Genomic DNA, 25,404 nt, shown 5'->3' on the forward strand with positions numbered 1-25,404 from the left:
CTATGCTATTAGAAATTTCGATTAAGAACTTTGCCATTATCGAAGAGATTTCCTTAAATTTTGAAAAGGGAATGACGGTACTGACAGGGGAAACAGGTGCAGGGAAATCCATCATTATCGATGCCATGAACATGATGCTGGGAAGCCGCGCAACGACGGATGTCATCCGACATGGAGCCCCAAAAGCGGAAATCGAAGGGCTCTTCACCGTTGAGAGCAATCGCCACTTGACGGCTCTCTTTGAAGAGCAAGGACTAGAGTGGACCGATGAATTGATCATTCGCCGAGAGATCTTGCAAAATGGACGAAGTGTCAGCCGGATCAATGGACAAATGGTGAATTTGTCTGTCTTAAAGGCAGTTGGGCAACATCTGGTGGACATCCATGGCCAGCATGATCAGGAAGAACTTATGCGGCCTCAATTGCATATCGCTATGCTGGATGAATTTGGGGATACAGCCTTTTTCCAAACCAAAGACGCTTATCGTCAGACCTTTGAAGACTACAAACGCCTGCGCAAACAAGTGGTGGAACTCCAGCGCAACCAGCAGGAAAACAAGGCCCGTATTGAGATGTTGGAGTTTCAAATTGCAGAGATTGAGGCAGCTGCCTTGGAAGTGGATGAGGACCTGCGTCTGGAGCAAGAACGCCAACGCCTGCTCAATCACAAGATGATTGCAGATACCCTAACCAATGCCTATACCATGCTGGATGCAGAAGAATTTTCGAGCCTCTCCAATGTTCGCTCAGCCATGAATGATCTGGAAAGTATCGAAGAATATGATCCCAGCTACAAAGAGCTCTCAAGCCAGTTATCTGAAACCTTTTATGCCCTTGAGGATATTACCAAGCGCTTAGAAGATGTGGTCGATGGTCTGGAGTTTGATGGCAATCGCCTCATGCAGGTGGAATCGCGTTTGGATTTGATCCACTCTATTACTCGCAAGTATGGTGGCCAAGTCAAGGACGTCTTAGAATACCTGGCGCAAATCACCAAAGAATATAGCCTTCTCACCGGAAGTGACCTCTCGTCTGAGGACTTGGAAAAAGAACTCAAACGTTTGGAAAAGAGTTTGGTCACCTTGGCTCAAGATTTGAGTGATCAGCGGCATACTTTGGCCCAAGCCTTGGAAAATGAAATCCAGCAAGAATTGGCAGATCTCTACATGGACAAGGCGCTTTTCCAAGTGCGTTTTAGCAAGGCTAAGTTTAATCGGGAGGGAAATGAAGCCGTCGAATTTTACATTTCGACCAACCCAGGTGAGGACTTTAAACCCCTTGTCAAGGTAGCATCCGGCGGAGAATTGTCACGCTTGATGTTGGCCATTAAGTCGGCTTTTTCTCGAAAAGAAGGAAAAACCAGTATCGTCTTTGACGAGGTGGATACAGGAGTCTCTGGGCGCGTGGCCCAAGCCATCGCAGCGAAAATTCATAAGATTGGTCAAAATGGCCAGGTGCTTGCCATTTCTCACTTGCCGCAAGTCATCGCTGCAGCAGATTATCAATTCTATATTGAGAAAATCAGTGATGAACACTCAACTGTATCTACTGTGCGTTTGCTCAATAGAGAAGAACGAATCGAAGAAATTGCCAAGATGCTGGCAGGAGAGGATCTAACGGAAGCTGCCCGTCAACAAGCAGAGCAACTTCTCAAGCGTTAAGAGAAAGAAGGTTTGAAACAATGTCAACATACTTTGTAGTCGGAGATATTCACGGAAAAGCACAAATGCTGGAAGAGCTCATGACAGAGTGGGATGGAAAAGCTCAATTGGTCTTTTTAGGGGATTTGATAGATCGAGGCGAAAACAGCAAACGATCAATTGAAATCGTAAAGGACTACGTAGACCATCACGGAGCTGTTTGCCTTTCCGGGAATCACGAGTACATGTTTTTAGCCTGGTTGGACAATCCAGAAGAGCGTTATGACCACTACCGAAGAAATGGTGGCGATACGACCATCAACTCTCTGTTAGGCCGGCCGCTCGATGCTCCTGTAGATGGCATTGCAGATGCGCAAGCAGTAGAAAATGCCGTTCCTGACTTGGTGGCCTTCATCCGTAGTTTGCCTTTTGACTACGAGACAGAGACCTATTATTTTGTCCACGCTGGTGTGGATCTAACCCTTGAAAATTGGCGAGAAACCAGTGATTACCAAAAAGTCTGGATCCGAAAACCATTCCATGAAGCGGAGAATCATACAGGCAAATGGATCGTCTTTGGCCATACACCAGTCTATGGACTGCTCAATGAGCCAGTCGGCACCGAAAATCTTTGGATTTCAGATCAGAAGATGGGTGTCGATGGGGGCGCTGTCTTTGGTGGAGTCCTCCATGGATTGCTCTTGGATGATCAAGGCATCGTCCATGACCATGTCCTTCATAATACAGGTTTTTCTGCTGCAGACGACTGAGAAGGCAGGAATGGATATCTTTCACTGCAAAACCCCGTGTTTTTTGATATAATGAAAGCAGAACATTCTTAGGAAGAGTATAGAAATATATGGCAAATATTAAAATAGTTACAGACTCATCTATTACAATTGAGCCTGAAGTGGTTGAAGAATATGGCATTACCATTGTGCCACTTTCTGTTATGGTGGATGGAGTCCTTTATTCCGACAGTGAGTTGGGTGAAGGGGACTTCTTGCGCTTAATGCAGTCTAGCAAAAATCTTCCAAAGACCAGCCAACCACCCGTTGGAGTCTTTGCGGAGGTGTATGAAAAGTTAGCAGCAGACGGAGCTCATATCGTTTCAATTCATATGTCTCATGCCTTATCCGGAACCGTAGAGGCAGCTCGTCAAGGGGCAACCTTATCTGGAGCAGATGTGACCGTGATTGATAGTGGCTTTACAGACCAAGCTATGAAGTTCCAAGTGGTTGAGGCAGCTAAGTTGGCTAAAGAAGGAGCAGATCTAGACACCGTTTTAGCTCGTATTGAAGAAGTCAAAGAAAAGACAGAGTTGTATATCGGCGTATCTACCTTGGAAAATCTAGTTAAAGGTGGTCGGATTGGCCGTGTTACCGGACTTTTGAGCTCGCTTCTTAACATCCGTGTGGTGATGCAAATGAAGGACCATCAGTTGGAACCAATCGTCAAAGGACGTGGAAACAAGACCTTTAAGAAATGGTTGGATGAATTGGTAGAGAAACTTTCCCATAGCAAGGTAGCTGAGATCGGGATTTCTTACGCAGGGACACCAGAGTGGGCCAATGAAATGAAGGCTCAGTTGCAATCGCTCGTTGAAAAAGCAATCCCTGTTCTCGAAACTGGATCGATTATTCAAACCCATACAGGTGAGAATGCATTTGCAGTTTTGGTGCGCTACGAATAAGCTGAATAAATGTTTGAAAAAACAGGTTTAGTACTTGACCTAAAGGCTTTTTTTAGATATTATAGTACTGTTAAGGCGTAAAGCCTAAAAAAATTTGGAGGATTTGTTAAATGGCTAACAAACAAGATTTGATCGCAAAAGTGGCAGAAGCTACAGAATTGACTAAAAAAGATTCAGCAGCAGCTGTTGACGCTGTATTCGCAGCAGTTTCAGAATACCTTTCAAAAGGTGAAAAAGTTCAATTGATCGGTTTCGGTAACTTCGAAGTTCGTGAACGTGCAGCTCGTAAAGGTCGCAACCCACAAACTGGTAAAGAAATCAAAATCGCAGCTTCTAAAGTTCCAGCATTCAAAGCTGGTAAAGCTCTTAAAGAAGCAGTTAAATAATTGCATTTTGAAAAACCATCCTAGATTTCTAGGATGGTTTTTTTGTTGGACAGCTCTATAGGATAAGGGTATAATAGGAAAAAAGAAGGAGAGAGAAAAGACCATGCGATTCATTTTAGGACTCTTTGCCTTGTTGTTTATTCGACCTATTTTGTATCTATTGAAAGGGCTGTGGTTCGTACTGGAATTTTGCTTTATGATCCTCGTGGTCAAAATGATCCTAGGAACCGTGCGCTGGATGACCAGTTGGATCGGTTGAGAGTAGATGAATCTATTTCAGGCTCGTGAATCAATGTCCACTGGACAAAAACTCGCTTTTCCATTTTTTTTAATTAAAAGCATTCTAAATAGTGATTTATTTTGAAACATGATATAATAAAGGTAACGAATCGATTAAATCATATTGGAAAGGGGGAATCATAGTGAACGCATTGCATCGTCATGAAGAAGAGCGCGTGGAAGAAGTCTTGCAAAATTTGCGTGCCAAGGGCATTCGGATTACTGATACCCGCAGAGCAGTTCTTTCCTATTTAGTGGCGAGTCATGAACATCCAAGCGCTGAGAAGATCTATCGCGATTTATTGCCTCAGTTTCCAAGCATGAGTCTAGCAACTGTCTACAACAATATCAAAGTTTTGATTGATGAGGGGGTTGTCTCTGAGATCAAGGTTCGCAATGATACCACGACCTATTTTGATTTCATGGGGCATGACCATTTGAATGTGGTATGTGAAAAATGTGGTCGTATCGCAGATGTGGACATCGAAGTCCCAGATCTTCGCGAAGAAGTAGCCAGTCAAAGTGGCTACCAGATCACCAAGACCCAGATGACGGTCTATGGCATTTGTCCCGACTGTCAGAAAAATTAATGTGAGAGAAAGCAGAGCCGTCAGGCTCTTTTTTGTATGGTAAAGCCACACTAGGATAGCGAGAGAAAAATAGGGAAAATCATGATATAATATACTTTCACGATCAAACAAAAGGAGAACGAGATGAAGAAGCTAGAGAATTTTTCTTGGAAAATGTGGCAGGTCTATGCCTTAGCAGCAGTGACCATTTTTATGATTGGTGCTATATGGTCTTTCTTTTTTTTGAAAACGGCCCCTCATATAGTTGGATAGAGTAACAATGTTTGTGAGATAAGGACTTATAGAAAGATTTAAAAAATGAAGATAAAGAGTGAAAAACTAAAAAGTTTACTGGTCATTGTTGGTTTTTTTATCCTTTTAACTATTTGTTTTTATAAAAATTTAGAATCAAATATCAAGGAAATCTACAAGAATAATCATTATTCAGGAGAGGTTCGGATCACGGGCCTTTCGCTTACAAGTGAATCAAAACTAGTGATTAATGCTAATTATACCTATTCTGAAAGGATTAATGGGAAAGTCATCTCTATTCCATTGAAGAAACAAATGATGTTAGAACAAGTCATTTTGCCATATTATCCACCTGTAGCTAAAGAAAGACGTTTTGGATTGCTTGGTGATTCAATAGGAATGTATAGTGAGCCTCCTAGCACGTATGTACCCATTCTTGAAAAAGCCCTAGAATTGAATCCTGAGAGAAAAAAGGTGGAGCAGGAATTAAAGAAAAAAATAGATCAAAATTCTATCTTAAAAGGATCGAAGGTTGAATTAAAACTTGGTATTTCAAGTAATATTAACTATACTGGCGGGATACATTGGCTTGAAGATTACGAGAAACAATCGGCGAAGAGCGGACGGACTGTTCTTGGAGGATGGTATGATTTTCCGGTAAAAGAAGCTTTAGATCACGATGTCCTATATGTTCAAGTGACATTACCTAAAGGTGTGAAAAGGGATCATATCCGGTTTAAGGATGAATTACAAGCGATTGTACAAAAATCGAATTTGCCCAATGGTCTTTATGTCTTAGGTACTGTGACCGATTCGGATTTTGATATGGTCGATATTGAAGACAGAGTGATTAAGGAAAGGGGTTAAAGATGTCAGAAACAAAACAAGAAAGTAATCTTAGTTTAATCTGGGAGCTTGTATTGTATATTATTCTAATTTTTTCAATTGTTGGGCTTCCATTTTTGAATGGTCATTATTATTCGTATTCTGATACTTCACAGGTTTTTCTATTTCGGAAAAGCAACTCAGTATTTTGGGGGCAAGAATTTAAAGGTGTGGTGAATTCTTACTTTATTATTTCTCTCATACTATTAATTGTTTTACCTGTTATAGCCTATTTTATTCATGATTCTTTTGAAAAAAAGGGGTATCCATTTTTGGCTAGCCTGCAGTCGTTTTTGATTTACCTATCTTGTAGTGTGATTTTGATATATGCTGCATTTTCATTAACGATTCAAAAATCTTATTATAACTTGGGAACTGGATACTATTTTTGTCTGCTAGTATATATCGTCCATATTTATAGTGATTTAAAAGATTTAAGAAAAATGATTGAGCAACGAAATTGTTCAAATGAAAAGAATCAAGTAGAAGAATAAGCTGTTTCAACGTAAGAATAAACATTCCTCATTTTTCAAACCAGAGCCGTCAGGCTCTTTTTTGTGAGAAATTGCACTTTTCTATGGTCGCCACTAGATTTTTCACTGAAAATCTAGTAGAATAGAATAGATAAACGGGGGAAACCTCGGAGAATAAAAAGGAGATCCATCTAATGGTAAAATTGGTTTTTGCTCGCCACGGTGAGTCTGAATGGAACAAAGCTAACCTTTTCACTGGTTGGGCTGATGTTGATTTGTCTGAAAAAGGTACACAACAAGCGATCGACGCTGGTAAATTGATCAAAGAAGCTGGTATCGAATTTGACCAAGCTTACACTTCAGTATTGAAACGTGCGATCAAAACTACTAACTTGGCTCTTGAAGCTTCTGACCAATTGTGGGTTCCAGTTGAAAAATCATGGCGCTTGAACGAACGTCACTACGGTGGTTTGACTGGTAAAAACAAAGCAGAAGCTGCTGAACAATTTGGTGATGAACAAGTTCACATCTGGCGTCGTTCTTACGATGTATTGCCTCCTGCAATGGACCGTGATGATGAACACTCAGCACACACTGACCGTCGTTATGCTTCACTTGACGATTCAGTGATTCCAGATGCTGAAAACTTGAAAGTTACTTTGGAACGTGCCCTTCCATTCTGGGAAGATAAAATCGCTCCAGCTCTTAAAGACGGTAAAAACGTATTCGTAGGAGCACACGGTAACTCAATCCGTGCCCTTGTAAAACACATCAAACAATTGTCAGACGACGAAATCATGGATGTGGAAATCCCTAACTTCCCACCATTGGTATTCGAATTTGACGAAAAATTGAACGTTGTGAAAGAATACTATCTTGGAAAGTAAGATAGCAGGATTCGTTATCAATCATAGAAAGCTGACTTCGGTCAGCTTTTTTGCTTGTCTTCCTTAGATCCTAGCTGGTTTTGGGTTTTCAGGGTCTCCTAAAAATGTTATAATAGAGTGTTACTAAATTGGGTTCCATTAGCCCTGAAAGGAAAAGAAAATGACAAAATCATTCTACATCACAACCCCTATCTATTACCCATCTGGTAAATTGCATATTGGTTCAGCTTATACAACGATTGCCTGTGACGTCTTGGCGCGTTACAAACGCATGATGAACTACGATGTGTTCTACCTGACTGGTCTCGATGAGCACGGTCAAAAGATCCAGCAAAAAGCAGAAGAAGCTGGTATTACGCCGCAAGCTTATGTAGATGGGATGGCCGTTGGAGTGAAAGAGCTCTGGCAATTACTCGATATCTCATACGATAAATTCATCCGTACGACAGACGATTACCATGAAAAAGTGGTGGCTCACGTCTTTGAACGTTTACTGGCGCAAGACGACATCTACCTTGGTGAATACTCTGGTTGGTATTCAGTCTCTGATGAAGAGTTCTTTACAGAAAGCCAATTGGCTGAGGTCTACCGTGATGAGAATGGCAAGGTCATCGGTGGGGTAGCCCCATCAGGACACGAAGTAGAATGGGTTTCTGAAGAATCTTACTTCCTTCGCCTCAGCAAATACCAAGACCGTTTGGTTGAATTTTTCAAATCCCAACCGGATTTCATCACGCCAGATGGTCGTCTCAATGAAATGTTGAAAAACTTCATCGAGCCAGGTTTGGAAGATTTGGCAGTATCTCGGACCACCTTTACTTGGGGAGTTCCAGTTCCATCTAATCCAAAACACGTGGTCTATGTATGGATCGATGCCCTTCTTAACTATGTGACAGCTCTTGGTTATGGTCAAGAAGATCATGAAAACTTTGACAAATTCTGGAACGGAACGGTCTTCCACATGGTTGGAAAAGACATCCTTCGTTTCCACTCGATCTACTGGCCAATCCTTCTCATGATGTTGGATATCAAATTGCCAGAACGTTTGATTGCCCATGGTTGGTTTGTCATGAAAGACGGCAAGATGTCTAAGTCTAAAGGAAATGTCATCTACCCAGAAATGTTGGTGGAACGCTTCGGCTTGGATCCACTCCGTTACTACCTCATGCGCAGTTTGCCAGTTGGTTCAGACGGTACCTTCACACCAGAAGACTACGTGGCTCGTATCAATTATGAATTGGCCAATGACCTTGGAAACCTCCTTAACCGGACGGTTGCCATGATCAATAAATACTTTGGTGGTCAAGTTCCAGCTTATGTCGAAAATGTTACTGTATTTGATGCAGATTTGGCTAAGGTAGTTGAAGAAAACATCGCTGAATACCACAAGCAAATGAACGCGGTTGATTACCCACGCGCTTTGGAAGCCGTATGGAACATCATCTCTCGGACCAACAAGTACATCGATGAGACAGCGCCTTGGGTCCTCGCTAAAGAAGATGGTGACAAGGAACAATTGGCGGCAGTCATGGCTCACTTGGCAGCTAGCCTTCGTGTCGTGGCTCACTTGATCCAACCATTCATGATGAACACCTCAAATGCCATCATGGAACAACTTGGATTGGGCTTGGACTTCGATCTTGAAAACTTGACCCTAGCCGGCTTCCCTGAAAATGTCACAGTGGTTGCCAAAGGAACTCCAATCTTCCCACGTCTCGACATGGAAGAAGAAATTGCCTACATCCAATCTCAAATGACTGCTGGAAAACCACAAGAAAAAGAATGGATTCCAGAAGAAGTAGAACTCAAGTCTGAAAAAGACGAGATCAAGTTTGAAGACTTTGACAAGGTTGAAATCCGTGTAGCAGAAGTCAAAGAAGTGGAACGCGTCGAAGGATCAGACAAACTGCTTCGCTTCCGCCTAGATGCAGGAGATGGCGAAGACCGTCAAATCCTCTCTGGTATCGCAAAATTCTATCCAAATGAACAAGAATTGGTCGGCAAGAAACTCCAAATCGTGGCCAACCTCAAACCACGTAAGATGATGAAAAAATACGTCAGCCAAGGCATGATTCTTTCAGCTGAACATGGAGATCAATTAACAGTCTTAACTGTTGATCCATCTGTTCCAAATGGAAGCATTATTGGTTAAACATATATAAAAAAGCACTCCCGTGGGAGTGCTTTTGTTGTATTGATATAGTTCCCATCATTGAATTTTACAAGGATAGAGATGAGTCCTATTAGTAATGAATATTAATGGAGACTTCCGCAGTGAGAAAAGAGTCTGAAACATTTTCGTTTCAGACTCTCGGAAGATTTGAGACAGTGGGCTCAAATCTTAGGTATGGAATCCCAAAGGGATTCGCTACCGTCCGTCCTCACCTAAGGAAAGTCTCCGATTACAGTTTCTATTCATCTGGCCGGTATTCTAGGATATCTCCTGGCTGGCAGTCGAGTTCTTTGCAGATGGCTTCAAGGGTGGTAAAGCGGATGGCTTTGGCCTTGCCGGTTTTGAGGATGGAGAGGTTGGCTGTGGTGATGCCGATTTTGTCGGCTAGCTCGTTGGATTTCATCTTTCGCTTGGCTAGCATGACATCTAGATTGACGATAATCATGGCAACCTCCTTAAATGGTTAGCTCATTTTCTTCAGCAATCTCAATACCTCTCTCTAAAATCTTGCCAGAGACCCAGACGATTGGAACGGCAAGGAGAAGCCCTGTGTTAAAGGTAAATTGGAAAGTGAAGGGAAGGAGATAAGCATTTCCACTGGTTTCAAGTGTGCCAGACATAAAGGACAAGACCAAGAGAATCTTCCAAGCTCGGTTGCAAAGATCAATGTTGGAGTGAGAAAAGATCTTTTCTTGGTAGAGATTTTGGAGGAAGCTACGAATGGTGATGAGAAGAAAAATATAGATAGCGCTTGAGGCTAGTGGGAAGAGCAGCTGCCAGAGAGGTTGTGGATGTTGGGGAAAGAGCTGGATGCCATTCGCATCAAAGGACAAGCGACCTGATTGAATGAGATCTTTGAAAAGGCCCATGCGGGAAAGCAGATGGACGACCAATGCAGCCACGGTCATAAAGCCACAGAAGTAAATGAAAGCCGTTAAGACTTCAATGACATTTTTTAAGGTTTTTGAGTTTTTCATCGCAAGCCTCCTTGAAGTTTATTTATTTTTCACTTATAGTATACTCCTTATAAAAAATTAGTCAATAAAAAAGTATCGAAAAACGATAAAAAAATAATGATAAACAAAATATTGTTTTTGAGAAACAGGTATTTTCTACTAAAACTAGTCAGTTCAAACATGGAAAACCACTACATAGAGGGGAATTTTACTATACTTTCGATTTAGGGTATACTAGTGTAAAGATCTTATTCCATGGAGGTAGTAAAATGAATCTTAAGTGGAAGAAAAAATACCTGGGGCCGATTTTGGGGCTTATCGGAGCAGTTGTTCTGATCGGTGGAGTCTATCTCTACTCTAGTTCCAACATCCAACCAGACCATCAAAAGGAATTTAACCAGACCAGTAAGAAGGCCACTAAGCCAAAGGAAAAAACTATTGACCTGAGTGGTGACTATGTCTCCAATGAACGGGATGAAGCCAAAATCGAGAAAAAGGGCAAGTCCTGGAAGATCGATTACCAAACGGCTGACGGCAAGGTATCCGCTGAATTTAGTACGGATTGGAAGGTCGAAGGGTCTAACAAGGTTTCGACAGGCAAGATGAAAAAGTCCGATGGTAATACAGACTTTACAGTCACTGTTCGTATCTTCAAATACAAGACAGATAAGAAGCCTTTGATCACGGTCACCATGTCTGATAAAAATCCCGACCACGAGATGGTCTTTGCCAATCGGGAGGATTTTTTCAAATCGACAGATCCAAATGATGTCGTCCTTGATGGCAATCTCTCACCGTTTGAAGGTGCTTATTCCAATGATACCTATGAAAAGGAAATCGCAGATTCCGGTTTTAAACTTTATGGCTATACTCCAGAAGAATATTACCAAAATAAGACCAACGCCTTTCCAAGTATTGTAAATGGGGAGACTGGCTGGACTTTCTGGAGTGGAGGCACTCGGGCAAGTTACTTATTCAATAAAGAAAAAGAGCCCAAGAAGCGAAAAGGCTATTATGAAGTTTATTTCACTGGGGCAAATGGGACTGCGATCCAAGGGCAAGAGCAAACCTTGTACTTAATCCCAGCGGGTGTGACAGGTCCAGATGGAGTAGCTTCCCAAGAACGTCGGATTCTCTTTGGTGACGTGGCCTACCGTGATTACCATTTAGAGTGGTGGAAAGCTTATCCGCAACCGAAAAAAGAGAAAGACTTGGATATTGCGGCCATTAACGGAGGAGACTTCTCAAGCTTAGTTGGAACCTGGCGCAATGGCAAGGGAGCTGAAATCGTCATCCAAGCAGACGGAAAAGTCAAGGGCCAAGGTAGCCTCAAGGCTGTTGCGGACTCGGATAAGAAGAGCAAGATCCCTTATGTTGAGATGAAGATGGGTGAGACCGGTGCTGCGATTGGACTTCTGAAAATCGGTTTCCAAAATCCGGATGGAGACCAGTCTGATACCAGCAAGCCACGTCTAGTGGTCACTCAATCTGCAGGCAACTACCCGGCTGATCAATATTTCTACCGTCAATAAAAAGTTTGAGACAGCTTTGTCTCAAACTTTTTTACTGTCTAAAAGGCAGCTATCTATTTGCATAATGCTAGTTCCTAACATTAAAAGGAAAAAAATGTAAAAAAGGCTTGACAAAGCAAATGATTCGCAGTATTATTAACTAGTTAATTAACCGATTAATGAACTGGTTAATAAAAATGAAAAAGAGGTGAAGGATGATAAGGAGAAAAATGAAGGTTCTGGGACTCTTGTTTCTCGGTTTCTTTCTACTGACAGCTTGTGGAAGTCAAGGAAATGCGGGCAAGCCCCCTTCTAAAAAAGGTCTTAAAATTGTCACGAGTTTTTATCCTATCTATGCCCTGGTCAAGGAAATCTCTGGCGATCAAAATGACATCTGGATGGTTCAGTCCGGTGCAGGGATCCATGATTATGAACCCTCCACCAAAGAAGTGGCCCAGATCTATGATGCGGATGTTTTTGTCTATCATTCTCAGACCCTGGAATCTTGGGCTGGTCGCTTAGATCCCAATCTTCAAGGTTCCAAGTTGCGAGTGATCGAAGGTAGCCAAGGAATGACCCTTGATAAGGTGGCTGGATTAGAGGATGTCGAAGCTGGTCAGGGAAAAGAAGCCAAGCACTTGTATGATCCACATACTTGGTTGGATCCTGTAAAAATCGCAGAGGAAGGAAAGATCATCGCCAAACGCTTGGGAGAGATCGATCCAAAGAACAAGGAACTCTATCAGGCCAATGCTCAAAAGCTTGAAAAGCGCTGTGAGGAACTGGTAGCCCACTACCAGCCTCTCTTTGACAAGGCCAAGCAAAAGACTTTTGTGACCCAGCATACGGCCTTTTCTTATCTGGCCAAACGCTTTGGTCTCAAGCAGTTAGGGATTGCAGGGATTTCCCCAGAGCAAGAACCGACCGCTCGGCAATTGGCGGAGATCCAGCAGTTTGTCAAAGACTACAAGGTAAAAACGATCTTTGTGGAAAAGCACACGTCGTCAAAAGTGGCAGATAGTATCGCCAAGGCAACAGGGGCGCGTGTCAAGGTTTTGGATCCACTGGAAGCTGATCCGCAAAACGATAAGGATCTATTAGAAAATTTAGAAGAAAATATGGCGAGTTTAGCCAAGGAATTAGAGGAGTAAATCAAGGATGAAGAAAAAGGGAACGATTGGATTGGTAGCGACTTTGGGAATAGGGCTCTGTGCCTATGCGCTCAGTCAGCAACCACAAGCTAAGGAAGAGAAAAAGAATCAGATTCAGTATCTACAGGCAGAAAAGAAAGCGTCATCGACTGCCTCCAGCAAAAAGGAAGACAGCATCGAAGCAGTCAATGCCAAGGAAAAGACTCAGGCGGAGCAGATTGTCATCAAGATTACGGATGACGGCTTTGTCACTTCTCATGGAGATCATTTTCATTACTACAGTGGTAAGGTCCCATTTGATGCCATCTTTAGTGAGGAGTTGATTTTGCGAGATCCAACCTATCAGCTCCAAGAAGCTGATATTGTCAGCAAGGTCAAGGATGGCTATATCATTAAACGCGCTGGTAAATACTATCTCTACTTAAAGGATGCGCAGCATACGGTCAATGTGCGCTCGATCGAAGAGATCGCTCAACAACAAAAAGGAGGCGCTAAAGAAGAAGGGGAAACGGGATCGGTACAGGCAAGCTCCTCGCACAAGGCAGGCAAAACCCGTGACTTCCGTCAACCTAGTCAAGCGCTAAAAGAGGGGAAGACCCTTGAAACGCTGACTGCTAAAAACCATTCAGGAGGAGGCTATCGTACGGACGATGGTTATGTCTTTAGCCCTGGAGATGTCATTTCAGATACAGGGGATGGCTTCATTGTGCCCCATGGTGGACATTACCATTATATTCCAAAGAGTGCCTTATCTGCTGGCGAGTTAGCAGCAGCCCTCTCTGCCTTAGGCGGTCATAGTGGCCACCAGGCTGGAAGCTCGTACTTAGCTAGCCCAAGTGTAGAAGCAGGTAAGAATCAAGGGACTCCAAATCAAGCCTCTCCATGCTTAGGAAAACAAGCTAGCAGTCAGCCGTCTGCTAGTCCAACCCCTACACAGACGACCCCAACGACTTCTAAACCGGCTACTTCCAAACCGAGTCCAAACCTGAGCAATCTGCTGGAAGAATTGCAAAAAACACCTCTGTCTTCTCGTCATGTGGAGTCTGATGGTTCTGTTTTTGATCCAAGTAAGATCACCAAGTGGACCGATCAAGGGATTGTCTACCCTCACGGGGATCATTTCCACTTTATCCCATACAGCTCCCTATCTCCTTTAGAACGTGAGTTGGTGCGGCAATTCCAATTGCTTCGTGCTCAAGGAACTAGTAGTCCAACAGAAGGAAGTCCAAGCTTACCTTCAAATCCAAGCACAAAACCAGTTGATCCTGATCATGAGCATGGCGACAGTCACGATCACAAAGAGGAGCACGATCATGGTTTCCACGCAGACAAGGTCATCAGCAAGGATGAGGAAGGCTATATGGTTGCTCATGGCAACCATGCCCATTATTTCTATAAAAAGGATCTTTCTCCTCAAGAGATTGCAGCAGCAGAGGCAACTCTAGCTGGTAAGAAAGAAGAAGACAAGGGTCAGCCCCTGACAGATGACGTTGCGACCTATTCTCGCGATGCCTCAGATGAGGAAAAGATCCAGTACATCAGTAAGACCTATGGTGTCCCTCGTGAGGCCATTAAGATTTCCAATGGTTTCTTTGTCTTTAACAATCCAGACCAAGAATACGATCCGACCCACATCCATCCTTATGCCGTTCGGAAGGAACATGTCCGCATCCCACTTGAAACTGGCAATCCTGAACTAGACTTTATCAATGAACTCTATGCAACAGCGCTTCGTTCAGGGATTTCTCCATATAGCCTCCAGATTGAAAATGGTCAGTTTGTTATCCCGCATGGCGATCACAACCACTATATCAAGGTACGTTCAGCAGGACTAGCAGACTACTTAGCCCACCGTCTTCCAACCATCCAATCTCCTTACAAAAAAGGAGACTTGGACAAGAAAGTCGTAGAGGACAAGGTCAACCAGCTCTTAGCAGAAAGCCGCAGCCTCTATGCTTCTGATCCATTGCAACAAAGACGGATTGAGCTGATCTTGGGTCACTTCTTGGAAAATGTCAAGAGCTTCCCAAGTAACTCAACAGAGGGCTATCTAGCCAGTCTCAAACAGGTTGATGCACAGTACATTCATGCGACCCAAGCGGTCAAACCAAAAGAAGAGACAGCCTTGGATCGTCGTTACCAAGAATTGCTGGAACAAGTGCGCTTGCTAGACACAGAAGCCTTCCAATTGAAGAAGGAAGAGTTGGTCTCTCAATTGCAGGAAGCCTATACTGCCAAGGACAGCAAGCGTTTAGAGCAGGAAGGGAAGCTATTAGAAGCTGTTCAGGAGATGCAAGATCGGACGGGTGTGACATCGGTCGATTACCTCAAGTATTTCTACCAAAGCTTGAGCGATGCGCGCTTGACACCAGAACTCCGCACCAAGGCAGCAGATCTAGCCTTGAAGCTCTACCGAGCTCAAGCCTTTGAAGAAGCTTGGGATTCCAAGTCTCACTTTATGGAACTCTACCAAACTAAGCAAGCTATTGACCAGCTCTTCTCCCAAGAAAAAGGCCAAACCTATCCTATTGAAAAAACAGTTTTGGATCAAAAAGGAAGTCAAACCCCATCCTACAACGTAGCAGTTTATGATTTCCTCAAAGGCTTGTATGGAGAGTTGGATAAGGCAACAGAAGCCCGTCAACAGAACAAGATTTTGACAGCTCTCTTAGAGCAAATCCAGTCGCTCTTGCCACAAGTCGAAGACCAAGGCAAACGAACGGCTTTTGAAACAGGCTTGGCTCAACTTGGAAAAGAATCTGATCCAGACAAGGCTATTTCAAGTGGGGAAGCACTTCTACGCGAAATCAGTGATACCATTGAAAAGCAAAAACAAAAGAAAACCGAAGAACCTCAAATTGGGGATGTCGCTCTTTATCAACAGCTCTATAACCAATTGATGGCCCTACACCAACAATTGCAGGACAAGGGAGCTAGTGATGCTGTATTTGATCGCTTAGAAGCTCTCTTTGACCAATTGTCTAATCCAAAGAGTGATAAAGCAGCCTTACTACAGGCCATCCAAGCCTTCCAGGCAGAATTGGCAGCTGCGCCATCTGCAAACGAAGCGGGGAAACCAGCTTCTACAGCTGAAACGCCTGTCGCTACAGAAACTCCGGTGGAAAAAGAAGCAACAGCTTCAGAAGGAAGCAGGCCTGCCACCACTGAGACAGAAACAGAGCCTGCAAGCGCAGCTGTAACAGAAGCAAGCACGCCAGATGCTCCATCTCCTCAGAACTAATAGAAAATAGAAAAGAGAGTGGGACAGAAATCGGTAATTCGTTAGAATTCGATTTCGTCGTCCCACCTCCGCACAGTTGAGTAGGGCTGTAAAAGCTGATGAAATCAGCGTAGTAGAGCCCACTCAACCACTGCGTCTTGCTCGACAATCCAAAGATAATTAAGAGGCTAGGACTTTTGTCCCAGCCTCGTTTTGCGTTCTAGTGAATAGAAGAAGTGGTCTCTTTTTTCAGTAGTTGAGCCTCACTCCTTGTGCTCCAGGAGCAGTGGTGAGGAAAGCTCGACTGCTTTTTTTCGCTTGAAAAATGCGGCCATTTGAACCAGGATGCGAGGCACCGTCTGCCATTTTTTCCAAGCTTGTACCCGGGTGTCGATGAGTTGTTTAGCGAGACGTTCCAGCATTTCTCGCTCGGTCGGATCCAAATCTTGAGCATTTTGGAGGATTTCCTTGGCCTTAGCTAGCTGCTTGAGATCGGTTAGGTCATTGATGGAAGTGATGCCGGCATCCAGAAAAATGCCAAAAAAGGTGTCAAAAAACTTCTTGCGCTCGTCTGCCGAGGTCTCGCGAACCCATTGCTTCAAGGTCAGATCGGTCTGCTGGCTATCTGGACTGGTTTCAGAAACGGTCACAAAGCTGTAGTTCTTGATTTCCCAAGTAAAGGCATCGTGCTGGGCAAAACCACCAAAGGCGTGACTTTTGACAATGGTCGTCGGTTCTGGCACTTCCAACATCATGCCAACAATGGACCCTTGAGGGACAAAGCGCCGAATGTTTGGGGACGTGCGCTGGTAGCCTTCGGTTTCGATAATGGACTTGTTGAGGCCAGGAGCATCGTAGCTGTAGATCGCGTCGACCCGTTCAAATAAGGAATCAGGTAGATACGAGCAGGCATAGGTTGCGAGATTTCCCCCTTTGGAGTGACCGGCTACTAAGAAACGTCCTTTTGGAAATTCCTTCATGACATGTTGCAGGTAGCTGGCTGCGCGCTTCTGAGCTGGAACATGGTCCATATAGGTCATGTGGAAGTCTTCCTTCCAGCCGATCAAGGTATCATCCGTCCCTCTGAAAACGACCAAATACGCATCCAGACTAAGCCGATAAGTCATGGCCGCAAACTGTTTTTGCACATCGGGATCGTATTCATCGACATAGTTGAGGAGTTTGATGTTCTTAAAGCGCTTTGAACTAGCCAACTCATCGACTAATTGCAGGTGCTGGTTACTCACGATAAAATCGGTAGTCCGATCGATCAGTTCCATCGCATCAGACAGGCGCACTGGAATCCCTGTTGTATCTCCTTGAGGCACAATGTGTCCAAAGGGCAGATAGGTCAGCTCTGTCAATGCGAGAACATCCAGTTCTTTGAAGGGGCGGTCATATATGGAATCGTAGGTCACTTCTTTTAGGTAATCAAAAATAGTCGACATCTGTGCCTCCCGTGTCTTATTTCTTTCAGTATAGCACAAAAATGGATGGAGAAAAAGCGCCTCCCATCAAGAAAGTAGGAGCCAGTTCTTCTTTCCCTCTGAAACAGCCTTTTTCTCTGCTTCTTAATCTGTTATAATAGGAAGAAGAAAAAAAGAAGGAAAGAAAGCCATGCATAAAATTCTCTTAGTGGAAGACGATGAAATTATCCGCCAACAGGTCAAACAATTATTGGAACAATGGGGCTATGAAGTGGTCGCAGTAGAGGATTTTATGGATGTCCTCGGGATCTTTGTCGAAAGTGATCCCCACTTGATCCTCATGGATATTGGTCTGCCTCTCTACAATGGCTACCACTGGTGCCAGGAAATTCGCAAGGTTTCAAAGGTTCCGATCATGTTTCTTTCTTCACGGGATCAAGCCATGGATATTGTCATGGCCATCAATATGGGTGGAGACGACTTCGTCACCAAGCCTTTTGACCAAAATGTCCTCCTTGCCAAGGTCCAAGGGCTCTTGCGCCGCTCTTACGAATTTGGGACAGATCAAAATCTGCTGGAGCATCGGGGAGCCATCCTCAATCTCAAGTCCACAGACTTGGTGTATGAAGGGGAAGTCGTCAAGCTAACCAAGAATGAATTTCAGATCCTGCGCGTCCTGTTTGAGCATGCAGGCAGTATCGTGGCGCGTGATGACATGATGAAGGAGCTCTGGAATAGCGACTTCTTTATTGATGACAATACCTTGTCTGTCAATGTGGCCCGCCTTCGTAAGAAATTAGAAGAGGCTGGCTTGTCAAACTTCATCGAAACCAAGAAAGGCATCGGTTACGGGTTGACCCATGAATAAATTTGGAACGATTTTCTGGCAGTATGTGGTATCCCGCAGGCGCCTACTCTATCTATTGGTCATCTTTTTGATCGTCGATTGGGTCTTTGCCTATCTCTTTCCAGAGACGGGGACGGTTTTTCTCTATGCGACCCTAGTGCTAGGCTTTTTTGCCCTCTGTGTCTTGATCTGGGATTTCGCCATGACCTTTCAGGACTACCGCAAAGCCGCACTTTATGAGGAAATAGAGGTTGCCTCACCACTGGAACACCTCCTTTATGAAAAATACACGGAAGAACAGCAGGCGCGCTTGGAGGAAGGAAAGACAGCCCAGGCCAAGTTCAATGACCTGATGGATTACTATACCCTCTGGGTTCACCAGATTAAGACGCCCATTGCGGCTAGTCAGCTCTTGGTGCAAGATGTCGAGACGCCCATTGTCAAGCAGCAGATGGAGCAGGAGCTTTTCAAGATTGACTCCTATGCCAATCTGGTTCTGCAGTACCTGCGACTGGAGAGTTTCCATGACGATCTGGTCTTAAAGCGCGTGTCGCTAGAGGACTTGATCAAAGAAGTGGTCCGCAAATATGCCCTCTTTTTTATCCAAAAGAACTTGACAGTGAACCTGCATGATTTGGATGTCGCCGTCATTACCGATCGCAAGTGGCTTTTGGTCATCATCGAGCAGCTCTTGTCCAATAGCCTCAAGTACACCAGTACAGGTGGAATAGAGATCTATTTCAAAGACCAAACTCTCTATATAAAAGACAGCGGGATTGGAATCAAAAATAGCGATGTCCTCCGCGTCTTTGAGCGGGGCTTCTCCGGTTACAATGGCCACATGACCCAGCAATCCTCAGGGCTGGGGCTCTATCTGTCTAAGAAAATTGCAGAGCAATTGGGCCACAAGATCACCCTCCACTCAGAGGTTGGCCAAGGCACGACCGTTGCCATTCACTTTGAAGAAAAGAAGTTGGTCATGGATTAGTTTTTCCCCATCTTACAAAAATGTAAGAAATAAACGTCAAAATGAAAGGTTAGGTTATGGTAGCCGCCTTTTATTTTTTATACAATAGTCTCATCAAATGAAGGAGGTCAAGAAAATGAAACTCTTGAAATGGATGAAACAACCTAAAAAGATTAAGAAACCAAATGAGCAAACCGATCTGGAAAAGACGGAATTTGGTCTCCAAGTCCTGCAACAAACCCAAGAATTTTTCTTGATCTACTAGTAAAAGGAGAAAAGTATGTCATTGCTAGACGTTCAACACATCAAAAAAATCTACAAAACCCGCTTTCAAGGGACGCAGGTTGAAGCCTTAAAGGATATTCACTTCACTGTTGAAAAAGGGGAGTACGTTGCCATCATGGGAGAATCAGGATCCGGGAAATCAACTCTCCTCAATATCCTGGCTATGCTGGATCAGCCGACGGAAGGACGGGTTTACCTCAACGGCACCGATACTTCAACCATCAAGAACAAGGATGCGTCCAGCTTCCGTCGCGAAAAACTAGGTTTTGTCTTTCAAGACTTCAACCTACTCGATACCTTGTCTGTCAAGGACAATATTCTTCTCCCTCTAGTTCTCTCTCGCAGACCGGTCAAGGAAATGATGAGCAAGGTCGATAGCGTGAGTCGGGAGTTGGGCATCCACCAACTGCTTGAAAAATATCCCTACGAGATCTCTGGGGGTCAAAAGCAACGGGTGGCAGTAGCGCGGGCCATCATTACCTCGCCAGAAATCCTCCTGGCTGATGAGCCAACAGGGGCGCTGGATTCTAAGTCTTCGGCTGCGTTGCTGGACGTCTTTGAAGACATCAATACCATGGGTCAAACCATTCTCATGGTGACCCACTCAACCGCAGCAGCAGCTCGGGCCAAGCGCGTGCTCTTTATCAAGGATGGGATCCTTTACAACCAGATCTTCCGCGGGGAAAAAACAGAGCGTCAGATGTTCCAAGAAATCTCAGATACTCTGACGGTCATGGCAAGTGAGGTGGAGTAGATGTTTCGATTAACCACTAAACTAGCTTGCTCCAATCTGATCAAGAACCGCAAGCTCTATTATCCCTTTGCGATTGCGGTCATTCTCGCAGTGACCATCGCTTACCTCTTTGACTCCCTGACTTTTAATCCCCGCATTTCCGAGCTTCGAGGGGGCTCTTCCATAGTGTTCACTCTCAGCTTGGGGTTCTTCGTGGTCAATGCCGCGGGAGCTATCATCGTGCTCTATGCCAATAGCTTCGTCATGAAAAACCGCTCCAAGGAACTGGGCATCTACAGCATGCTCGGCCTTGAGAAACGCCATCTTATCAGCATGATCTTCAAGGAACTCTTGCTTTTTGGCTTGCTGACTATCTCAGCCGGCGTCTTGATTGGAGCCCTCTTTGACAAGCTGATCTTTGCCTTTCTCTTAAAACTCATGAAGATGAAGGTACAGCTAGTATCCACCTTCCAACCTGGGATTGTCATCTTGGTCTTTGTCACCTTTGGTCTCATCTTTGGACTTTTGATTCTTCTCAATGCTTGGCGCATTCTCCGTTTGAATGCCCTGCAACTAACTCGTGAGAAGGCTAGTGGCGAAAAGAAAGCCCGCTTCTTGTGGCCCCAAACCATCCTGGGCTTAGCCTCTCTTGGTTTTGGCTACTACCTAGCTTTGTCGGTCAAAGACCCTATCATTGCGCTTGTGACCTTCTTTCTAGCGGTTATCTTGGTCATGATCGGGACTTACCTGCTCTTTAATGCGGGGATCACCGTCTTCTTGCATCTGCTTAAGAAAAAGAAGAGCTATTATTACCAGCCCAACAATATGATTTCGGTCTCTAACCTCATCTATCGCATGAAGAAAAATGCAGTGGGGCTTGCGACCATTGCCATCCTCTCGACCATGGTGCTGGTAACCATCTCTGCAGCAACCAACATCTATGTCGGTAGCGAAATGGTCAAGAAAATCATGGCGCCTCATGATTTCTCTGTCCAAGGAAAAGGGGTCGATCTGGAGCAGATCAATCAGAAATTTGATGAATTTGCTTCTGAGCATCATCTTGAGATCAATAATCGTGACCTGATGACCTATGCCAACTTTGGGGTTAAATCACAAAAGGGCACAGATTTCACCGTCTATCCAGCTGATGAACGCAGCGTCACTCCTAAAACTGTCTTTATGGTCTTTGATGTAGCTAGTTATGAACACATGACAGGCGAACAAGTCGATCTGACAGGCAACCAAGTCATCCTCTTTGCCCATAACGAGGCTCTTAAGGGGCAAAAGCAGTTTACTATCAACGGGCATGACTTCCAAGTCAAGGAAGAAGTGAGCAAGGATTTTATCACCGATCACGTGCCCAATCAGTTTAATATGCTGACGGAGGATTTCAACTACCTGATCGTGCCTGACCTCTCAGCCTTTGTCGCCCAGTTTCCAAATCTTGCCATCAATACCAATATCTACGGTGGTTTCAATGTCAATGTCGATGAAGACCAGCAGCTCAAGCTAGCAGCTAGTTATGACAAGATGATCGATGAATTGAGCAGCCAACAGGGTCAAGGAACATTTATCTATGGAGGTAACCGAGCCAATGATGTGGCAGAGTTGAATAGCCTCTTTGGTGGCATCTTCTTTATCGGGATTTTCTTGTCACTGATCTTTATGGTCGGAACGGTCATCGTCATTTACTACAAGCAAATCTCAGAAGGCTATGAAGACCGTGATCGCTTCGTCATCCTCCAACAGGTGGGGCTTGATGAACACGAGGTCAAACGGACCATCAACCGTCAAGTGCGGACCGTCTTCTTCCTCCCTCTTATCTTTGCCTTTGTCCACCTGGCCTTTGCCTACCATATGATCCGCCTCATTCTCAAAGTGCTCGGTGTCATCAATAGTGGCCAAGTCCTCGTCGTGACCCTCAGTGTCTGTGCTGTCTTTCTCATCACCTACTTGATCGTCTTTTGGATCACCTCTCGGAGCTATCGTAAGATTGTGCAGATATAAGGAGAGAGAAGCTCGAATCAAATTAGAAACTTTCCTTAGGTGAGTACGGACGTCAGCGAACTTCGAAGAAGTTCCATGACTAATTATTGAGCCTAAGGTCTCAATAATTCCGAGTGCCTGAAACATGATTATTTCAGGCACTTTTCTCACAGCGGAAAGTTTCAATATACTCTAATAATAATCAGATATTATTTGGATATTTTTGCACAATAATCCAGCATAGGTTATTCAAAGAAAAGAATTGTCAATTTTTTTAGCTTGCTCATAGCGGGCTTTTTTGTACGAAAACCGACTGCGATTGTTTTTGTTTTTCAAAGGGATACACAAAAAAGACTGAACCCGTAGAGTTCAGTCTTTGTTCACTTTCTATTAAAGTGATGTAAGGAAAGTCAATCCCCCTAGGATGACACCTGCCGAATTCGGAATGATCAAAATCCAGTCTTTTTTAGGTTCCTTTGTCCAACCATAAATGACCCAGATCAAGCAAGAAATAGCAGCTGACAAGGGTTGGAAAGGTTGGGCCTTATTTCCCTGTAAATTAGCAATAATTTGTGGGATGTAGGCAATGAAAACGATAATCCCAATAAAGGCACCGATCGAGCCAACGATTTTGTTGATTTTTTGTTTATTCATAAAATTTTACCTCTGTGTATTAAAATAGCATAAGTAGGAAGAAAATGCAATTAATTTGCATGCTACGCAAAATGAAAACGATCACATTTGCAAAAGAATTAGACAAAGTGTCAAAAAAATGGCAACTAGAGAGAAGACTCTCTCGAAAAGAAATCCATCTTCCTGCAAAATCACAAGATTGTGACACTTTACAGTTCGGTAACATTTGAAAAAAAGACTTGAATTTGTAAAGGACAAAAGGTAGAATAGTGCATACTTTAAAAAAAGAAAAGGAAATGGTAGTTTCAAAATGAATGAAAAACAAATGAAAATTCTTGGTTGGGTTGCGACCTTTATGTCTGTTATGATGTATGTGTCTTACTTCCCACAAATCATGGATAACCTCGCAGGTCACAAAGGGAACTTTGTTCAACCCCTTGTCGCAGCCATCAACTGTAGCCTTTGGGTTTACTACGGACTCTTCAAAAAAGAACGCGATATTCCACTTGCTGCAGCCAATGCACCAGGGATCATCTTTGGTTTGATCACAGCCATCACAGCCTTGTAATTAATTAAAAAAGCTGGACAAAAGTCTGGCTTCTTTTTTTATGACTTCACTCATTTCCATGGTATAATGGGAGGACTATTCATAGAGAAGATCAAAAGGAGACAAGAGTGGATCAAAAACATCACTGTCAAGTCCTATGGGCGAAAAATAAATACCTGGTGCTGAGTCATTCCAGCAACATTTACAAGGAGATCCGGGAATACCTCAAGCAAGACCAGGTGAAGGTCAGCCACGTCGAAGGCTTGATCCAGCAAGCACTGGCCTTGCCAGAAAATCGTGGTCAGGTCTCCAATGCCTTCCAGCATATCTGGGGCTATTTCAAAAAGCAGGCGACTCCTGAAGAAAAGGCCGACTTCATGTTGTTACTTGAAAAGTACCAGCATGGCCAAGCTAGCCAAGAGGATCTCATCAAGGGGATCCAAACGCTCCTAGAGCGCTACCCCAATCGCTACTTGCAAGACTCGACACTACTAGGAGGTCAATAGATGAGACTGTGGCACCAAGACTTGATTAGCAAACTCCCTCGTCCCCAGCTCCTGGGCCAACACCGGGAATGCTGCGCCCTTCGAGGCAATGGCTGGGGCAAGAAGCACGCGACGGTCAACTATGTCTTTGACTACTCGCCTTATCGCCTCTATGCCTATCACCGCCTGATCATGGAGGAGATGACTGATCGTGGCTACAAGGTTAGCCCAGAGTGGTGGGAGCCTACCTACCGAGGCAAGACCTGCCCAGCCTACCCAGAGCTGGAAGAAGAAGCCTTGAGCACTCCTATCTATCCCGAGCACCAGGATACTTACCTCCAAGAATGCTTAGACAATCTAGCAGAAAAAGGGATTCAATTAGATTAAGAAAAAACGGACCAGACCAGGTTCGTTTTTTTACGCTAAATCCCATCAAAATGCTTCAAATATTTTTTATCGAAAAGGAGCTGGGATGCAAAAGAGACATGCGCATGTATCGCCGACCTTGGATATCATGGCCAAGAAGATTTTTAGTTTGCCGGAGGTGACGGCAGCATTTATTCGAGATATTTTGGAGCTAGATGTGGCAGATGCTCAGATTGTGGAGGGAAGCCAGCCCCACAGCACGGCCTATGAGGAGGATGACTTGTTCTCCACTGCTGTGGATGTGAGAGCCAAGCTCCATGACGGGGCCGAAGTGATTATCGAGATCCAGATTCGCAAGCAGCAGTATTTCTTGAATCAGTTCCATTACTATTTGGCCAATCAGCTGGTGGAAAATGTGCAAAAACTGCGCCAGCAAGGTCAGACACATAAGATGTACGAGCAGATGGAGCCCGTCTATGGGATTGCAATTTTGGAGAAGTTGCTCTTACTGGACGAAGAGGCCGCCATCAATAAATACTGGCTGACCAATAGCCGGTCCGGGAAGCAACTTAAGGCCTATTATAAAAATGGCAAACACCAAAATCTACTGCAGGTTGCCTTTTTAGAGCTAGACAAGTATAATAAAGATGAGAAACTGACAGATGCAGGCAGACAGTGGCTGGAATTTTTTGGGAATCTTCCCTTTACAAAAGCTCCCAGTCAGGCTGTAGCTCACGCAGATTCATTGCTGGATTCATCTAGCTGGACCAAGGAGGAGAAGACCATGATAGACGAGCGTATTCGTATTCAAGAAAATTATGATATGACCCTGGAAACAGCGATAGACGAAGCGCGTGAAGAAGGTCGTAAACAATTGGTATGCGAGATGGTCCCACGAGGGATGACTCCTGAACTTGTCTCGGAGATGACTGGCTTATCCATTGAAGAGATCAAATCTATGTTAGCGTAAGATCTAGCTGGACCAAGGAGGAGAAGACCATGATAGACGAGCGTATTCGTATTCAAGAAAATTATGATATGACCCTGGAGACG

Annotated in this window: 27 protein-coding genes; 23 read left to right on the forward strand and 4 right to left on the reverse strand. The window is 44.1% G+C overall.

The genetic code is table 11. The annotated features are described in order from the left end of the window. Positions 1-2: 2 nt before the first annotated feature. From recN to metG, 11 genes are all read left to right on the forward strand, one after another. A complete protein-coding gene (gene recN / locus ACESR9_RS08080) occupies positions 3-1,661 on the forward strand; it encodes a DNA repair protein RecN (protein WP_373106256.1) in 1,659 nt (552 codons plus the stop codon). 20 nt (positions 1,662-1,681) lie between these two features. Beyond that, entirely contained in the window at positions 1,682-2,410 is a 729-nt protein-coding gene (locus tag ACESR9_RS08085; protein WP_021152788.1) for a metallophosphoesterase, read from the forward strand. Positions 2,411-2,499: 89 nt separating this feature from the next. Next, positions 2,500-3,333 carry a DegV family protein gene (fakB, locus tag ACESR9_RS08090; RefSeq protein WP_118095796.1) on the forward strand — a complete coding sequence of 278 codons (834 nt, stop codon included), beginning with the start codon at positions 2,500-2,502 and terminating at the stop codon, positions 3,331-3,333. A 110-nt stretch (positions 3,334-3,443) separates the two neighbouring features. Further along, a complete protein-coding gene (gene hbs, locus ACESR9_RS08095; protein WP_003006038.1) occupies positions 3,444-3,719 on the forward strand; it encodes a non-specific DNA-binding protein Hbs in 276 nt (91 codons plus the stop codon). Between the two features lie 103 nt (positions 3,720-3,822). Beyond that, positions 3,823-3,978 carry a hypothetical protein gene (locus ACESR9_RS08100; protein ID WP_004219735.1) on the forward strand — a complete coding sequence of 52 codons (156 nt, stop codon included), beginning with the start codon at positions 3,823-3,825 and terminating at the stop codon, positions 3,976-3,978. A gap of 163 nt (positions 3,979-4,141) precedes the next feature. Continuing rightward, the gene (locus ACESR9_RS08105) at positions 4,142-4,588 is read left to right on the forward strand and encodes a Fur family transcriptional regulator (RefSeq protein ID WP_080934814.1); all 447 of its coding nucleotides are present in this window, start codon (positions 4,142-4,144) and stop codon (positions 4,586-4,588) included. 123 nt (positions 4,589-4,711) lie between these two features. Next, positions 4,712-4,840, forward strand: coding sequence for a hypothetical protein (locus ACESR9_RS08110; protein WP_003006046.1), 129 nt, complete (start codon positions 4,712-4,714; stop codon positions 4,838-4,840). A 45-nt stretch (positions 4,841-4,885) separates the two neighbouring features. Then, a complete protein-coding gene (locus ACESR9_RS08115) occupies positions 4,886-5,686 on the forward strand; it encodes a hypothetical protein (protein WP_373106257.1) in 801 nt (266 codons plus the stop codon). 2 nt (positions 5,687-5,688) lie between these two features. Continuing rightward, positions 5,689-6,198, forward strand: coding sequence for a hypothetical protein (locus tag ACESR9_RS08120; protein ID WP_373106258.1), 510 nt, complete (start codon positions 5,689-5,691; stop codon positions 6,196-6,198). A 173-nt stretch (positions 6,199-6,371) separates the two neighbouring features. Next, positions 6,372-7,064, forward strand: coding sequence for a phosphoglycerate mutase (locus tag ACESR9_RS08125; protein ID WP_003012031.1), 693 nt, complete (start codon positions 6,372-6,374; stop codon positions 7,062-7,064). Between the two features lie 160 nt (positions 7,065-7,224). Next, on the forward strand, positions 7,225-9,216 hold the full coding sequence (gene metG, locus ACESR9_RS08130) for a methionine--tRNA ligase (protein WP_373106259.1): 1,992 nt from the start codon (positions 7,225-7,227) through the stop codon (positions 9,214-9,216). Positions 9,217-9,475: 259 nt separating this feature from the next. Here metG and ACESR9_RS08135 read toward each other — a convergent pair whose 3' ends face one another. Together ACESR9_RS08135 and ACESR9_RS08140 are read right to left on the reverse strand one after the other, a co-directional pair. Continuing rightward, complete coding sequence (locus tag ACESR9_RS08135; RefSeq protein WP_003006064.1) at positions 9,476-9,682, reverse strand: helix-turn-helix domain-containing protein; 207 nt, start codon at positions 9,680-9,682, stop codon at positions 9,476-9,478. A gap of 10 nt (positions 9,683-9,692) precedes the next feature. Further along, complete coding sequence (locus ACESR9_RS08140; RefSeq protein WP_373106260.1) at positions 9,693-10,214, reverse strand: DUF2975 domain-containing protein; 522 nt, start codon at positions 10,212-10,214, stop codon at positions 9,693-9,695. A gap of 248 nt (positions 10,215-10,462) precedes the next feature. On the opposite strand from ACESR9_RS08140, the gene ACESR9_RS08145 reads away from it, so the two are divergent. The 3 genes from ACESR9_RS08145 (at position 10,463) to ACESR9_RS08155 (ending at position 16,096) form a co-directional block, all read left to right on the forward strand. Further along, positions 10,463-11,725, forward strand: a complete 1,263-nt coding sequence (locus tag ACESR9_RS08145; RefSeq protein ID WP_373106261.1) for a DUF6287 domain-containing protein — start codon at positions 10,463-10,465, stop codon at positions 11,723-11,725. A 194-nt stretch (positions 11,726-11,919) separates the two neighbouring features. Then, complete coding sequence (locus tag ACESR9_RS08150; RefSeq protein ID WP_118396918.1) at positions 11,920-12,855, forward strand: metal ABC transporter solute-binding protein, Zn/Mn family; 936 nt, start codon at positions 11,920-11,922, stop codon at positions 12,853-12,855. 7 nt (positions 12,856-12,862) lie between these two features. Then, entirely contained in the window at positions 12,863-16,096 is a 3,234-nt protein-coding gene (locus ACESR9_RS08155; protein WP_373106262.1) for a pneumococcal-type histidine triad protein, read from the forward strand. A gap of 242 nt (positions 16,097-16,338) precedes the next feature. Here ACESR9_RS08155 and ACESR9_RS08160 read toward each other — a convergent pair whose 3' ends face one another. After that, positions 16,339-17,523 carry a DUF2974 domain-containing protein gene (locus ACESR9_RS08160; RefSeq protein WP_373106263.1) on the reverse strand — a complete coding sequence of 395 codons (1,185 nt, stop codon included), beginning with the start codon at positions 17,521-17,523 and terminating at the stop codon, positions 16,339-16,341. Between the two features lie 169 nt (positions 17,524-17,692). Between ACESR9_RS08160 and ACESR9_RS08165 the strand changes: the two genes are divergently transcribed. The 5 genes from ACESR9_RS08165 to ACESR9_RS08185 all read left to right on the forward strand — a co-directional run bounded on the left by ACESR9_RS08165 (position 17,693) and on the right by ACESR9_RS08185 (position 22,341). After that, complete coding sequence (locus tag ACESR9_RS08165; protein ID WP_070666402.1) at positions 17,693-18,370, forward strand: response regulator transcription factor; 678 nt, start codon at positions 17,693-17,695, stop codon at positions 18,368-18,370. After that, entirely contained in the window at positions 18,363-19,337 is a 975-nt protein-coding gene (locus tag ACESR9_RS08170; protein ID WP_373106264.1) for a sensor histidine kinase, read from the forward strand. The genes ACESR9_RS08165 and ACESR9_RS08170 overlap by 8 nt, the downstream gene beginning before the upstream one ends. A gap of 115 nt (positions 19,338-19,452) precedes the next feature. Then, positions 19,453-19,581: a hypothetical protein gene (locus tag ACESR9_RS08175; protein WP_004219855.1), complete on the forward strand. Its 129-nt coding sequence runs from the start codon at positions 19,453-19,455 to the stop codon at positions 19,579-19,581. A gap of 15 nt (positions 19,582-19,596) precedes the next feature. Further along, entirely contained in the window at positions 19,597-20,355 is a 759-nt protein-coding gene (locus tag ACESR9_RS08180) for an ABC transporter ATP-binding protein (protein WP_006596750.1), read from the forward strand. Next, on the forward strand, positions 20,356-22,341 hold the full coding sequence (locus tag ACESR9_RS08185; protein ID WP_373106265.1) for an FtsX-like permease family protein: 1,986 nt from the start codon (positions 20,356-20,358) through the stop codon (positions 22,339-22,341). A gap of 369 nt (positions 22,342-22,710) precedes the next feature. Here ACESR9_RS08185 and ACESR9_RS08190 read toward each other — a convergent pair whose 3' ends face one another. Further along, on the reverse strand, positions 22,711-22,974 hold the full coding sequence (locus tag ACESR9_RS08190; RefSeq protein ID WP_006596747.1) for a SemiSWEET family transporter: 264 nt from the start codon (positions 22,972-22,974) through the stop codon (positions 22,711-22,713). 289 nt (positions 22,975-23,263) lie between these two features. Between ACESR9_RS08190 and ACESR9_RS08195 the strand changes: the two genes are divergently transcribed. The 4 genes from ACESR9_RS08195 (at position 23,264) to ACESR9_RS08210 (ending at position 25,321) form a co-directional block, all read left to right on the forward strand. After that, on the forward strand, positions 23,264-23,521 hold the full coding sequence (locus ACESR9_RS08195; protein ID WP_003006102.1) for a SemiSWEET family transporter: 258 nt from the start codon (positions 23,264-23,266) through the stop codon (positions 23,519-23,521). Positions 23,522-23,628: 107 nt separating this feature from the next. Further along, positions 23,629-24,006 (forward strand): YbgA family protein, encoded by a 378-nt coding sequence (locus tag ACESR9_RS08200; RefSeq protein ID WP_201036841.1) that lies wholly within the window; start codon positions 23,629-23,631, stop codon positions 24,004-24,006. Beyond that, complete coding sequence (locus tag ACESR9_RS08205) at positions 24,007-24,372, forward strand: TIGR02328 family protein (RefSeq protein ID WP_373106266.1); 366 nt, start codon at positions 24,007-24,009, stop codon at positions 24,370-24,372. An 85-nt stretch (positions 24,373-24,457) separates the two neighbouring features. Continuing rightward, positions 24,458-25,321, forward strand: a complete 864-nt coding sequence (locus ACESR9_RS08210; protein WP_373106267.1) for an Rpn family recombination-promoting nuclease/putative transposase — start codon at positions 24,458-24,460, stop codon at positions 25,319-25,321. Positions 25,322-25,404: the final 83 nt, after the last annotated feature.

It is taken from the genome of Streptococcus parasanguinis (genome assembly GCF_964238605.1).
In the GTDB taxonomy this organism is placed as follows: Bacteria; Bacillota; Bacilli; order Lactobacillales; family Streptococcaceae; genus Streptococcus; species Streptococcus parasanguinis_AJ.